This window comes from Enterobacter sp. RHBSTW-00901 (assembly GCF_014103115.1).
GTDB lineage: Bacteria > Pseudomonadota > Gammaproteobacteria > Enterobacterales > Enterobacteriaceae > Enterobacter > Enterobacter cloacae_P.
This window is the reverse complement of the sequence record NZ_JABXPB010000001.1, coordinates 4,623,742-4,637,451: the sequence shown is the minus strand read 5'-3', so window position 1 is coordinate 4,637,451 and position 13,710 is coordinate 4,623,742. Positions and strand designations below refer to the sequence as shown.

13 protein-coding genes and 2 tRNA genes are annotated in these 13,710 nt (G+C 52.4%); 4 read left to right on the top strand and 11 right to left on the bottom strand.

The window, feature by feature from the left end:
* Positions 1-754: glyoxylate/hydroxypyruvate reductase GhrA (gene ghrA, locus HV318_RS22320; RefSeq protein WP_182274488.1), on the bottom strand; the 754-nt coding region annotated here is incomplete at its 3' end.
* 231 nt (positions 755-985) lie between these two features.
* Between ghrA and HV318_RS22315 the strand changes: the two genes are divergently transcribed.
* A tRNA-Ser gene (locus tag HV318_RS22315) sits at positions 986-1,073 on the top strand.
* Between the two features lie 386 nt (positions 1,074-1,459).
* Here HV318_RS22315 and HV318_RS22310 read toward each other — a convergent pair.
* The 5 genes from HV318_RS22310 to HV318_RS22290 form a co-directional block, all read right to left on the bottom strand.
* Entirely contained in the window at positions 1,460-1,678 is a 219-nt protein-coding gene (locus tag HV318_RS22310; protein WP_182274487.1) for an acyl carrier protein, read from the bottom strand.
* 17 nt (positions 1,679-1,695) lie between these two features.
* The gene (locus tag HV318_RS22305; protein WP_182274486.1) at positions 1,696-3,129 is read right to left on the bottom strand and encodes an AMP-binding protein; all 1,434 of its coding nucleotides are present in this window, start codon (positions 3,127-3,129) and stop codon (positions 1,696-1,698) included.
* The gene (locus HV318_RS22300; RefSeq protein ID WP_182274654.1) at positions 3,126-4,244 is read right to left on the bottom strand and encodes a membrane-bound O-acyltransferase family protein; all 1,119 of its coding nucleotides are present in this window, start codon (positions 4,242-4,244) and stop codon (positions 3,126-3,128) included. Before HV318_RS22300 ends, HV318_RS22305 begins: the two co-directional genes overlap by 4 nt.
* Positions 4,245-4,372: 128 nt before the next feature.
* The gene (locus tag HV318_RS22295) at positions 4,373-5,509 is read right to left on the bottom strand and encodes a D-alanyl-lipoteichoic acid biosynthesis protein DltD (protein WP_182274485.1); all 1,137 of its coding nucleotides are present in this window, start codon (positions 5,507-5,509) and stop codon (positions 4,373-4,375) included.
* Between the two features lie 258 nt (positions 5,510-5,767).
* Positions 5,768-6,673, bottom strand: coding sequence for a LysR family transcriptional regulator (locus tag HV318_RS22290; protein WP_182274484.1), 906 nt, complete (start codon positions 6,671-6,673; stop codon positions 5,768-5,770).
* Positions 6,674-6,782: 109 nt separating this feature from the next.
* Between HV318_RS22290 and HV318_RS22285 the strand changes: the two genes are divergently transcribed.
* From HV318_RS22285 to HV318_RS22275, 3 genes are all read left to right on the top strand, one after another.
* Positions 6,783-7,643, top strand: a complete 861-nt coding sequence (locus tag HV318_RS22285; protein WP_182274483.1) for a pirin family protein — start codon at positions 6,783-6,785, stop codon at positions 7,641-7,643.
* Between the two features lie 20 nt (positions 7,644-7,663).
* Positions 7,664-8,341, top strand: coding sequence for an isochorismatase family protein (locus HV318_RS22280; RefSeq protein ID WP_182274482.1), 678 nt, complete (start codon positions 7,664-7,666; stop codon positions 8,339-8,341).
* 146 nt (positions 8,342-8,487) lie between these two features.
* Positions 8,488-8,575, top strand: a tRNA-Ser gene (locus HV318_RS22275).
* Between the two features lie 430 nt (positions 8,576-9,005).
* On the opposite strand, the gene phoH is transcribed toward HV318_RS22275, so the two are convergent.
* The 5 genes from phoH to efeU form a co-directional block, all read right to left on the bottom strand.
* Positions 9,006-9,794, bottom strand: a complete 789-nt coding sequence (gene phoH, locus HV318_RS22270; RefSeq protein WP_182274481.1) for a phosphate starvation-inducible protein PhoH — start codon at positions 9,792-9,794, stop codon at positions 9,006-9,008.
* The gene (locus HV318_RS22265) at positions 9,773-10,147 is read right to left on the bottom strand and encodes a hypothetical protein (protein WP_182274480.1); all 375 of its coding nucleotides are present in this window, start codon (positions 10,145-10,147) and stop codon (positions 9,773-9,775) included. Before HV318_RS22265 ends, phoH begins: the two co-directional genes overlap by 22 nt.
* A gap of 147 nt (positions 10,148-10,294) precedes the next feature.
* Positions 10,295-11,578, bottom strand: a complete 1,284-nt coding sequence (gene efeB, locus HV318_RS22260) for an iron uptake transporter deferrochelatase/peroxidase subunit (protein WP_182274479.1) — start codon at positions 11,576-11,578, stop codon at positions 10,295-10,297.
* A gap of 5 nt (positions 11,579-11,583) precedes the next feature.
* Complete coding sequence (efeO, locus tag HV318_RS22255; RefSeq protein ID WP_182274478.1) at positions 11,584-12,711, bottom strand: iron uptake system protein EfeO; 1,128 nt, start codon at positions 12,709-12,711, stop codon at positions 11,584-11,586.
* Positions 12,712-12,754: 43 nt separating this feature from the next.
* Positions 12,755-13,588: an iron uptake transporter permease EfeU gene (gene efeU, locus HV318_RS22250; RefSeq protein ID WP_182274477.1), complete on the bottom strand. Its 834-nt coding sequence runs from the start codon at positions 13,586-13,588 to the stop codon at positions 12,755-12,757.
* Between the last annotated feature and the right edge of the window lie 122 nt (positions 13,589-13,710).

Here is a 13,710-nt window from a genome sequence, read left to right as displayed (position 1 = left end):
CATCCAGCATCGCGCCTTTGAGCTTTCCAGTGTCCAGAGCGTTCAGCAGATCGGTTTCCACCAGATGCACCCCACGCGCCAGGTTCATTAAGTAGCTCCGGTCAGCCAGTTGATTCAGGAGTGTACTGTTAATGATCCCCACCGTTTCCGTCGTATTCGGCAACAGGTTAATCAGCACACGCGTATCTTTCAGGAACGCCGGAAGTTCATCTGTTCCGGCAAAACTCTTCACACCAGGATAATCCTTGCGGCTGCGGCTCCAGCAGCGCAGCGGGAATCCCCACGGGGCAAGGGCTTCGGCCACTTTTGAGCCAAGCACGCCAGCGCCGAGAATACCTATCGTAAAATCTTCGCGCTGATACTCCGGCAGGGGTTCCCAGTGGGATTGCTGTTTGAGTGCCAGATAATCGTCAAAGCGACGGAACCAGTGCAGTACCTGGCTTACGGCATATTCCTGCATTTGCTGGCCCATTCCGGTATCTTCCAGGCGGAACAACGGGATATCTTCAGGCAGCATTTCAGGGTGCGCTTTCAGTTTACTCAGAATCGAATCCACACCGGCTCCCAGCGCAAAAACGGCCTTCAGTTTGCGTCCCTGCAGCATTTCAACTGGCGGATGCCAGACCAGCGCGTAGTCAGCATGTTCATGATCACCACGCTTCCACTCGCGAACGCGTGCACCCGGCAATGCAGCCGAAAGCGCCTTAATCCAGTAAGACGTATCAAAAGTGGGGTGATAAAAGATAATATCCATAGTCATTCCTGCCTTTCATTGCGCTTTTTATTTTCATTTTCAACCAGATTGCCAGCATAACAAATTTATCAGCAAACCGCGTTGCTGATAAAAAAGGCACTTTCAGCACATTTAGGAATCAGGTTGTCTGAAGTTTGTCTAAACGCGCTAATTTACTGAAAAAGTGGGTTGACGGCAGTTCGGCTTTTCCTTACATTAGCGCCCGTTCCGGTAACAACGGGATGACAATATGGTGAGGTGTCCGAGTGGCTGAAGGAGCACGCCTGGAAAGTGTGTATACGGCAACGTATCGGGGGTTCGAATCCCCCCCTCACCGCCATATTCGAGAAAGAGCTCGTACGAAAGTACGGGCTTTTTTTTCGCATGTTGCACGCCTGCGGGGGGATGAGAACACCCGACCGGGGTTCGACAACTGGCGACAGCCAGTTGGACAGATGACGAGCCTGCGAGGAATCTGCCCGCACAAAAACGCCGGAAGCGTTTTTGAACAACGCCTGCGTTGGCCCCGAAGGGGCGAGGCCCATGGATGGGCCGAGTAACGGCGAGCGAAGCGAGTCAATCCCCCCCTCACCGCCATATTCGAGAAAGAGCTCGTACGAAAGTACGGGCTTTTTTTTCGCATGTTGCACGCCTGCGAATGGGGCAATAAAAAACCCTGAATGAAATCATCCAGGGTCTTCACAGAAACGTTAACACCAATCGCGATTAACGGTTTTCTTCAATATAGCGAGCCAAATCTGCCGGAGTTTTCAGCACCGTCGCAACTTCGGTCGGCGGGATCATACAACCGTACACGTCCTGCACCTCCAGTACCATGTCGACCGCCAGAATGGAGTCGAGAATGTCGGATTCAATCAGCTCATCGTGAAAACCCACTTTGCGGGATAACACTTTTTCAAACAGGGCGAGAATTTCTTGTTCCATAACCTTTCCTGGGGTAATTAATTCGTGCGGGCATGAGAGTCCAGCAACTTACGGTCAATTTTGCCGTTAGGATTCAGCGGCAAAGCGTCTTTAATGATGATTTGTGAAGGTACCATATAAGGTGGCACCACTTTCGCCAGCGATGTTTTAATGGCCTCCGGTGCCAAATCCGTCACGCAGAAAGCGGCAATACGCAACACGCTACCGCAGGATTTCATCAGCGGCAGAACCACCGCTTCACTGATACCTGACATGGCCAGCAGGCGGTTTTCAATCTCGTTGATTTCAATACGGTAGCCGTTCAGTTTGACCTGGCTGTCGTTACGCCCCTGGCAGTAGATGAGTCCATCTTCATAACCCAGGTCGCCGGTTCGGTAGCCACGAAACGCTTCACTTTCCCGGTGCAGTAATTTTTCCGCGTTCTCCTGCGGTAAACCGAGATAGCCGCGCATCACGTTCTTACCCCAGATAATCAGTTCGCCTTCGGCGGTAATTTCCATTTTGCTGTCAGGCATCATCACCCCAACCGGCAACACTGCGTTGTCGCTGTTGAGGATCTCATCCGTTATCTCAACCACGGTGGTCGCGATGGTCGCTTCCGTTGGGCCATAGGAATTGATAATTTTTGCCTGTGGGAAACGGCGACGTAACTGTTTAACCAACGCTTTATTTAATACTTCACCAATGAAAATAAAGACGCTCAGGTCAGGCAAATATTCACTGTTGAACTGCGGAGAAAGCAATTTCTGATAAGCAAAAGACGGCGTTGAAACCCAGGCAGAAACAGCATTCATTTTCAGTCTGTCCAGCCAGTTACCCTGCAGGATATCTTCTTTTGCGTTCAGAACGATATGTCCCCCCATCGCCAGATTCGCCAGTAAAGGGATCAGGGAGAGGTCAAAGCTGAACACCGCGTGGTTCATTAGCACCGGTTTTTCCGGCAGGAAAAAGTCCTGGCTTACCCATTTCATGAAGTGCCATACGCTTTCACGTCCAATCTGCACCCCTTTCGGTTTACCAGTGCTGCCAGAGGTGAACATGATATAAGCGAGATCCTGTTCGGCCAGCACCTTGCCCGTTTCACCGGTGGCGATGAACTGCTTTGTCGCGACATCGTAATAGTAAGGCGCATTCGCCAGGTGGCAGATCTCTTTAAGCCGCTCCTGCGGGTAGATACAGTCCACCGGGATATACGGAATGTTGTGCAACAGGCAGCTATAAATCGCCACGGCGAACTCAGCCTGCTGATGTCCGTACAAGACGACTGGCATGCCAGCGGAGGGCTGGCAACGCTGATAGCGTTGCTCCCAGTCCACCACGGCAGAGGAAAGTTGTAACCAGCTTAAGGCTTCGTCACTACCGCTGATGGCCAGTTGCTGGGGAACTGCGGGATCACGTAATGCCGCACGTAAGAAATCTTGCAGTTCCTGGAGATCGGATTGATTTTTCATAGAGGTGACATTCCACTAAAGATGTAAAGGGAGGCTGCGGCGCTTCCCAGCGTCAGAATTCGCCCCAAAAATGCAATAACCGGATGCTGTAACCCGTTGTGCAACGTCGGGTTACGTTTGGCTAACCACAGCAGCATGTTGTGAACAACAGAAATAGCGCCAAAGAGTGCGCCACTGATGACATAATGGCGTTCGAGTCCGTTCCACGCTCCCATACAGAACAGGGTGCAAAAAATACCGATATTCTGCGCCAGCGTTTTGTTCTGGCGGAAAAAGTTGAACTTCATCAAGTTCATATAAATTGGCATAAAGACCACATCGCGCAGCCATTCAGAAAGGCTAATGTGGAAGCGACGCCAGAAATCCTGCGGGTTTTTCGCAAGGATGGGAATATTGAAGTTCGCCGGAATATTCAGTCCAAATAAGCGACCGGCCCCAATAGCCATATTGCTGTAACCAGCAAAATCAAAGTAGAGATAGGCGCTATAGGCAATCGACATCACCACACCTACGGTCAGCGAGAACGGCTCATGGCTCCACCGCTGCACAACCAGCGTGTCGACCAGCATAGCGAACAAGAACTTCTGGACGATACCGGTAACTATTTGCTCTAACGCCACTAAAAACTGCTCGCGGGAAATCGCGAAGACAGGCTTGCTCACATCGCTAATCCATGTCCGCCAGCGGTACATTGGGCCGGCCAGAATAACAAAGGGCATAAAGAGATAGCAGAAATAGTGCAGGAAATTCCGACCATCTTTTTTACTGCGATAAAGCAATACATCAATCGCGCGGAACGTCATGAAAGAGAGGCCGATCATTCCCCAGTGGTTATTTAAGTGTAATTTCACCAAAAACAATGGCAGCAACGTTAAGGAGACCGCTTGCCAGGTTTTTAACCACCCCTTCTCTTTTAATGTAACGAGAACATAAAAAACTAAAAAAACGGCAACCGGGACAATATAATCACCCTGGAAAATATACCCCCATCCTAATGCTGACAGCACTGAAAAGGCAGATAAATACGTCAGTCGACGATGCAACAGGCGATTAACCAGCGCAAACACCAGGGCTGATGAAAACAAATAGAAAAAAAACATTCCTGAGCTGTACATCATTCAACCTCAGAACTTTTGATATTCAAAATGCAGCTGTAAACTCATGCTGTCATCGACAGAGGTCCACGCAACGACGGTGATTGCCAGCAGGAGATAAAGGAAAAAAAGACGAATCGCGGTTTTCATCATTTAAAGCTCTCTGCAATAAAGCGAATCATAGGAACCCATGCCAGTTCAGAAGGATGCAGGCGATCCCAGTTCCAGCCGTTCTCATACGGCATAGCGTACATATCTAAATAGGGAACCTGGTTCTCTTCCAGAATGGTTTGAATTTGCTTATCAACCGGCCGGAATGTGTCGGTGTTGTAGAGCGCCCAGGGGTTAACAGGGTCGACGATAGCAATCACCTGTACATGGCGTTGTTTCAGAAGCTGGATAGTTTTCTTTAACGACGCAATCTGTTCGGGCACCACAGGTGTGTCATCCCACTGTTCCGGCTTGTCTCCCGGTTCATAAACAGACTTATCCATCCACATTGTGGCCGCGCTCTGCTGGCGTTTTTTATTCAACTCGCGCGCATGAGCCAGCTCTTTATTCCAGTCAGGAACAACAGGGGTTATCGACTGCTGTGGCCACGGTTGTACCGTCTGTGGTTCAATATTGAGCATGGCCAGCCAGTCGTTTTTAATCATCGTACAGAAGTTGGCGAACTGATTGCTCACCTCTTCCCAGATGAGATCCGGATGCCAGCCATACACAGCCATTTGGCCAAACGTTAAATGGCTTATATCCTTCGCATCAATATGCTGTAAATAATGAGTCAGCAAAGGACGTGCCTGCGGATCTTTCATCAGCGGATTGAAAATAGACCCCGGGAAATTATCGGCAAAAATTGCTGGTGGCAGACCTTTCGAATAAAAGCTGTCAGGAGCCAGAAGTAAAACAACTTTACTGTTTGCGTTAAGGTCATCCTTAAAGCGTGAAAACAGTAAAAATTGTGTCGTGTCATCGACAAAACTATCACCATACGCCACTACAGGTTTGTGCAATTGCTTATTAAAGTAATTATATACAGCGTAATGTTCTTCTTCAGAGGTAGCCACTTCAGATGCCCCGATGAAGAAAATCGAATTCCCTTTTAACGCATGAGAAATCGTGGCTATTCTTTCCGCTTGCTCTTTTGGTGTCCCATCCATCGATTTAATCAGCGGCTGGAACTCAAGCGGTGGATCAAAGCTTGTCACCAACGGGTGAACACAGAGAAACAAGACAGCCAGAGTAGCCATCAGGATATGTAAACAAAGCGTATTTTTGATTTTCATTATAAGTAGGTAAGACTACATAGTATTCATTTATTTAAAATTTATGACACTCATTTTTCTAACACTGACACAACAAATAGCCGCGTGTTTTTCGGTTGAATTTGAGGCTTATCTTTTGCGACATTCTATACCAGGTGTATATAAAAAGATGAGCGTTGCTGTGTAACGGTATGTACAGTGTCCGCGTGAACACTGTACATAAAAATAAAGTCGCCAGAAGGACGTTGTGTCACCGGTCGGGTCGCCGGACAAAAAGCATCAGTCTTCCACCATCCGCGCATACTCTTCAGTGAGAAAATCCACCAGCGCCCTGACCGACGGCAGCAAACCGCGCCGGGACGGATATACCGCATGGATCACCTCCCGTCTTGGCTCCCACGCCTCAAGTACCCGTACCAGTTCCCCTGTGGCAAGCTGATCTTTCACCATCAAAATGGGCAACTGCACTACCCCCACGCCCGCCACCGCCGCCTCCCGCAACGCCAGCATGTCGGTGGTAATGAGGCGAGGCACATAATGGATTTCCGCTCTTGCGCCCTCTGGCCCGGTGAGTTCCCACTTATGCACCTGTTTCCCTTCTCCCATACTGAGACCCGGCCAGGCACTAAGTTCAGACGGCATTTCGGGCATCCCCTGCTGTTGGATCAGCTGTGACCCCGCGACAAGACAATGCCCCCTGTCAGCCAACACCCGCAATACCAGATCGCTGTCATCAAACGGGCGTGGGCGAACGCGTATCGCCACATCAATCCCTTCACTGACGAGATCAACACGCCGATTTGTCGCCTCAAGCTGAAGATTAATACCAGGATAACGCGCCATAAATCGTGCCAGCATTGGCCCAATATGCACGTGTAACAGCGTTACCGGACAGGTGAGTCTGACAATACCGCGCGGTTCAGCCTGTAGCGCCGCAACGGCCTCCTCTGCGGCTTCCGCTTCCACCATCATGGCTTTGCAGTGCTGATAGAAGGTTTGCCCAACCTCTGTCACCGTGAACTGCCGGGTCGTGCGCTGTATTAAACGCACACCGAGCCGCTCCTCCAGCTGCGCAATCCGGCGGCTCAGCCTGGACTTGGGCAGATCGAGTGCCCGCCCCGCCGCCGCAAAACCGCCGTAGTCGACCACTTTAACGAACCAGACGAAGTCATTGAGATCCTGCATAAACCCCCATCGTTCTATTTTCAGAACAGTGAATGCCATTTTCACTATCTACCGGGATATTAACTCTGAATATAAGCTAATTACATCAACAGAACATCAGGAGTTAATCATGAAAAACGTAACAGGTGTTTATACCGCTCCCCGTCAGCACTGGGTTGGCGACGGTTTCCCGGTACGTTCGATGTTTTCTTATCAGACTCACGGTGAACCGCTCAGCCCATTCTTACTGCTGGACTACGCAGGCCCCTATACCTTCCCGGCGGATGGCGCAAAACGCGGCGTGGGCGAGCACCCCCATCGTGGTTTTGAAACGGTCACCATCGTTTACTCCGGTGAAGTAGAGCATCGCGACTCGACGGGCAAAGGCGGTGTAATTGGCCCTGGCGACGTTCAGTGGATGACGGCAGGTGCGGGCATTTTGCACGAAGAGTTCCACTCCAGCGCGTTCTCGCGCCAGGGAGGAGAACTAAAAATGATGCAGTTGTGGGTCAACCTGCCTGCAAAAAACAAAATGGCGGCTCCGGGCTATCAGAGCATCACGAAAGGTGAGATCCCGGTAGTGACACTGCCGGATAACAGCGGCTCGCTGAGGGTTATCGCGGGTCGCTACGGCGAGGTGACAGGCCCTGCGCATACCTACTCACCGCTGAATGTCTGGGATGTCACCCTGAATCAGGGAAGCCATCTTACGCTCAGTCAGCCCGAAGGATGGAGCACCGCGCTGGTTGTGCTGGAAGGCAACATCACGGTAAACGGCACAGCCCAGGCGGGTGAAGCCCAACTGGTCGTCATGAGCCAGGAGGGTAACAAACTACATCTGGAAGCCAGCCGCGATGCCAAAGTCCTGCTGATGGCCGGGGAACCGTTAAATGAACCTGTCGTGGGCTACGGCCCGTTTGTGATGAACAGTAAAACCGAAATCGCTGAAGCTATTCGCGATTTCAATTCCGGCCGCTTCGGCCAGATCTGAGCGTAATAAAGGAGAGGATTATGTCTACCCCTGCTAACTTCAACGGCGCACGTCCGGTTATTGATGTCAATGATGCGGTCATGCTGCTTATCGACCACCAGAGTGGGCTGTTCCAGACCGTCGGTGATATGCCAATGCCGGAGTTGCGTGCCCGTGCGGCGGCACTGGCGAAAATTGCCACGCTGGCAAACATTCCGGTCATTACCACGGCGTCTGTTCCGCAAGGGCCGAACGGCCCGCTCATCCCGGAGATCCATGCCAACGCGCCGCATGCACAGTATGTTGCACGTAAAGGCGAGATCAACGCCTGGGACAACCCGGAATTCGTTGCGGCAGTGAAAGCTACCGGGCGTAACACGCTGATTATTGCCGGAACCATTACCAGTGTCTGCATGGCCTTCCCGTCGATCAGCGCGGTAGCAGACGGTTATAAAGTGTTTGCGGTCATTGATGCCTCCGGAACCTACAGCAAAATGGCGCAGGAGATCACGCTGGCACGCGTGGTACAGGCAGGCGTTGTACCGATGGATACTGCGGCTGTTGCCTCCGAGATCCAGCGCACATGGAATCGGGAAGATGCTGCGCAGTGGGCTGAGGTTTATACCCATATCTTCCCTGCCTATCAGTTGCTGATCGAAAGCTATGGTAAAGCGCAAGAGGTCGTAAAAAATAGCGAAGTGCTCGATTCACAGCGTTAATCGCCTTCTCCACGGTGTAAAAGCCGTGGAGCTGATTATTGCTTAACCGAACAAGCACTAAAGCAGAAAATCTGCTTGACCGTTTTAGCGCAACTCCCTATAGTAGCGCCCCGTTGCCCCCCAAGCGGTCAGGCAGCAAACAATATGGTGAGGTGTCCGAGTGGCTGAAGGAGCACGCCTGGAAAGTGTGTATACGGCAACGTATCGGGGGTTCGAATCCCCCCCTCACCGCCATATTCGAGAAAGAGCTCGTACGAAAGTACGGGCTTTTTTTTCGCATGTTGCACGCCTGCGGGGGGAATGAGAACACCCGACCGGGGTTCGACAACTGGCGACAGCCAGTTGGACAGATGACGAGCCTGCGAGGAATCTGCCCGCACAAAAACGCCGGGAGCGTTTTTGAACAACGCCTGCGTTGGCCCCGAAGGGGCGAGGCCCATGGATGGGCCGAGTAACGGCGAGCGAAGCGAGTCAATCCCCCCCCCCGGTGCTTTATGCAGCTCAGTGCGGTCTAAGCCCCTCACCCTAACCCTCTCCCCAAAGGGGCGAGGGAATTATGCACTGCCCGCATTCATTTGTGGGGAACCCTCAGCCCCAGGGGAGAGGGAATAAAAAGCACAAAAAACAAAGCCCGGTTTCCCGGGCCTTGAACACAACAGCAAACTCAGTAGTACGCTTTCAACGTGCGCTGGCAGAGTGCCGAGCGCACGCAGTCCTCTTTGGTGAAGCGAACCACCCCAATCATCTCATCTTCCTCAAAACGTGACATGGCGTCGCTCAACCCAGATTTCACACCGGATGGCAGGTCGCATTGGGTAATATCGCCATTGACGATAACCGTCACATTCTCCCCGAGGCGCGTTAAAAACATCTTCATTTGCGCTGCGGTCACGTTCTGAGCCTCGTCAAGAATGACGACCGCATTTTCAAATGTACGTCCGCGCATATAAGCGAACGGCGCGATTTCCACCTTCCCAATCTCTGGTCGCAGGCAGTACTGCATGAAGGATGCCCCCAGTCGTTTCACCAGCACGTCATAGACGGGCCTGAAGTACGGGGCAAATTTCTCCGAAATGTCTCCGGGCAAGAAGCCGAGATCTTCATCAGCTTGCAGTACCGGACGGGTGACAATAATTCTGTCCACGTCCTTATGGATCAGAGCCTCCGCCGCTTTGGCTGCACTAATCCAGGTTTTCCCGCATCCGGCTTCACCGGTTGCAAAGATGAGCTGTTTACTCTCGATAGCATTCAGGTAGTGCGCCTGAGCTTCATTGCGTGCCACAACTGGAGAAGTATCACGGCTGTCCCGCGCCATGCCAATTGCTTCTACGCCACTCATCTGCACAAGCGAGGTGACCGATTCTTCTTCACGCTGTTTATGGCTGCGTGAATCCCGTCTCAGCACACGTTTTGCTTCGCGACGAGCTTTGATCACTGCTTTTTGTCTTCCCATGGATAGCACCTTGAGTTGTTGGTATTCATCACACGCGCCAGCTTCGGCACGATTATGCGCACGAACATCTGAGGGTTGGCTTCCTTGTAAGCCATTGCTTGCTTTTCCGGATGACGATACAGAACGGCTACGCGCACCATTTTGCACGTCGGTAGAATGAGGTTCTTGAGTCGAGAGGGAGAATTTAGTGGTGAGGAAATCGCTGCCGGAGTCTGAGCCTCCGCGCCGGGTGCTGCGGTTGTTATGTTTACCTTGTCCAGTACAGGACGCAACCATTCGCGATCTCCATAGTGATTCAGCATCACTGCCGGGAACAACCGCTGCCTTATATTAAGTACATCAAGAATTATCATAAATGCAACATTTATTTTACTTGAATGCAACTTTTAAGACTGCTCCTGCAGTTGAAATCAGTCTCATACAGGAATATTACAGAAATATAACAAGAAGGGAGTCATATGAAAAAATAATATCCCTGCGAACTATCGCAGGGATGTATATCAGGCTTCGATAAGGCCTTGTGCGAGATACGCATTTTTATCGCGCGGCCCTGGCAGGGCAAAGAAATAGCCGCCGCCGATGGGTTTAATGTACTCTTCCAGCGCTTCACCGTTCAACCGCTTCTGTACGGTTAAGAAGCCCTTCTCCAGATCGTGCTGATAGCAGACAAACAGTAGCCCCATATCGAGCTGGCCGGAGTTGGTCACCCCCAGTGAGTAGCTGTAGCCACGACGCATCATCAGGCTGGACTGTGTCTCCTTCGTGCGCGGGTTCGCCAGCCGGATATGGCTGTCCAGCGCAATGGCATCGCCATCCGGGTCGCTGGCGTAGTCAGGTACATCATGCTCGTGCTGCATACCCAGCGGCGCACCGCTTTGTTTATCGCGACCAAAAATCGTCTGCTGCTCTTTGAGCGGTGTACGATCCCAGAACTCAACGTGGAACTGGATAATCCGCACGGCCTGATAGCTGCCGCCCACCGCCCAGGCAGGTTCACCCTGATCGGCTGTAACCCAGACCACATCTTTCATTAGCGCGCCATCGCGGCTGTCCGGGTTGGCCGTACCGTCTTTAAACCCAAGCAGGTTCACCGGTGTCTCTTTCCCTTTGCTGCGGGCAGCATGGTCAGAGATAAATCCTTCCCGCTTCCAGCGAACGCTGAGCAAATCTGGCGTGTGCTTGATGATATCGCGCAGCGCATGGATAACCGTGTCCTGCGTATTGGCACAGATCTGCAGCAACAGATCGCCGTGGCACAGGTTTGCGTCCAGAGAGTCATTCGGGAAACGCGTCATTTTTTGCAGTGCTTTTGGCTTCTGCTGTGCCAGACCGTAGCGCGCATCAAACATCGACTCACCGAGCGAAACGGTAATCGTCAGGTTATCTGGCGCGATAAACGGCCCGAGGATCCCGGAGTCCATCGGTGGCAGACGCGGGTTCGGCGTTTCCGGTGCCGGGCCACCGGCGGTGAGAAACGCAATGCGTGTCGTCAGCAGGCGGAACAGGCGCTCCAGCCCGGCTTTATCGCTCGCCAGCGAATCAAAGGCCACCAGCATCATGGAGGCCTGCTGCGGTGTCAGAATGCCCGACTGGTGTTCGCCATAAAAGGGCTGCGTCTCCATGCGGGTACCCGGTGAGTGCACGCCGGGAGCGTTTTGCGGTTTCGCCGCATGCGCCACCGGACACCCACCGGCCAGCGCAAACGCGCCGCCAAGCGCCCCAACCCCTTTTAACAATCGACGTCGTGAAGGCTCAGCGACATCATATTCATCATGTTTGTTCATCGTGCTTAGTCCAGACCCAGTACGCCACGCAGTAAAGAGAGATCTTCCGCCAGCGTTGTAATCGGGCCTTTCAGCGCGTTACGGTCAGCATCGGTCAGTTTGTCGTAGGTTTCAAAACCGTCTTTGGTGCGGTATTTCGCCAGAATGGTGTCGACTTTTTTGAAGTTGGCATCCACTTTGGCCAACAGTTCGCTGTTCTCTTTTTGCAACTGAGGACGCAACAGATCGACAATTTTCTGCGCACCGTCGACGTTCGCCTGGAAGTCCCACAGGTCAGTGTGGCTGTAACGATCTTCTTCACCACTGATTTTGCTCGCGGCCACTTCTTCGATCAGACCGGCTGCCCCACCCACTACTTTTGACGGCGGGAAGGCCAGCTCGCTAATGCGTTTTTGCAGCTCCAGCACGTCGCTGTTCAGCTGATCGGCATATTTCTCCATGCCTTTGGTGGAGTTGTCACCAAACAGGGCTTTTTCCAGACGGTGGAAACCGGTGAATTTCGGATCGGCGGCTTTCTGCTCGTAATCATCTTCACGGGCATCAATGCTGCCATCGAGGTCAGAGAACAGTTCGGCAATCGGCTCGATGCGCTCGTAGTGTTGACGGGTTGGCGCATACAGGGATTTCGCTTTTTCGATATCCCCCGCTTTCACCGCATCGGTAAAGGCTTTGGTGCTCGTAACCAGACCGGCGGTTTCTGTGGCGACCCAGGTTTTATAGGCAGTAATGGCATCACCCAGGCTCAACAAGGCCGCGCCTTTTGCGGCATCCGCCGTGGCTTCGCCCTTAACGATCAGCTTACCCTTAGGGTTCGTCAGCAGGCCGCAGGTCATGTCATATTCACCCGGCTGCAGGTTAGCGGTCATTTTCTGGCTGAAGCCAGGGGCGATGTTTTCACGCTCTTCCACCACCATCACGCCTTTGAGGATCTCCCACTCCAGCGCTTTCTGGCTATGGTTCTGAATAATAAACTGGGTCTTGCCACTGTTGACCGTGATGGTCATCGGCTCACACTGTTTATCATTCACCGTCACTTTAACCTGTGGAATATCAGCAGCCTGAGCTGCAAATGCAGATGCAATCAGCGCTGCCACACCCGCCTGTAACGCACTACGACGAAATTGAATTGCCATGACACTTCCCTTTTAAAAGTATGTTGTAACTACACGGTGCACTTCAGGGCGCAGTACGCGACGGCTGAGCGCTGGGGCGCGATGGCATAAAAAACAGCACCAGCGCTGGAATGAGATAGATGAAATACATTGCCACTTCGCTGACGCTCGGCGTTTCCTGATAGCCGAAGATACCTTCGAGCAGCGTGCCGGTCAGAGAATGGGTAGAGAGGACGTTACTGAAGTCAAACGCCACATCCTGGAAGTGATTCCACAGACCCGCTTCGTGGAAGGCGCGAATAGCCCCTGCCGCCAGCCCTGCCGCGACCAGCAGAATGAACAGGCTGGTCCATTTGAAGAACGCCCCCAGGTTAAGACGAATGCCGCCCCAGTAGAGCAGGAAGCCCAGCACCACGGCGGTGACCAGCCCCAGCATTGCGCCCAGCGGCGGCCAGATACCGACATCCTGTTGAAACGCAGCCAGCAGGAAGAAGACAGATTCCAGACCTTCCCGCGCCACCGCAAAAAAGACCATCATGATCAGTGCCCAGCCGTGGTTATTGCCCTTCTGCAATGCGTTATCCACCGCCTGCTCCAGTTGCACTTTCACGTTGCGGGAGACTTTACGCATCCAGAACACCATCCAGGTGAGGATCACCACCGCAATCACGGCGACGATGCCTTCAAACAGCTCTTGTTCTTTCTGCGGAAATTCTCCGGTGGTTTCATTGATAAGGATCCCCAGCCCCAGGCAGAGCGCTGCGGCGAGGACAACCCCAACCCACATAACGCTAATCCAGCGTCCGCGCTGGGTTCGCTTCAGATAACTGGCGATCAGGCTGACAATGAGGGCCGCTTCAAGCCCCTCACGTAACATAATGAGAAATGGAACAAACATGCCGACACCTTAAATGTTTATCGCGGTCAACTGGTGAAAAGAAAGGTAAATTCTTGTGATAGTGATTATCATTACGGAGAAAAGAAACACAAGCGAAATGTGTGGCGTTTTGATGATGAGAT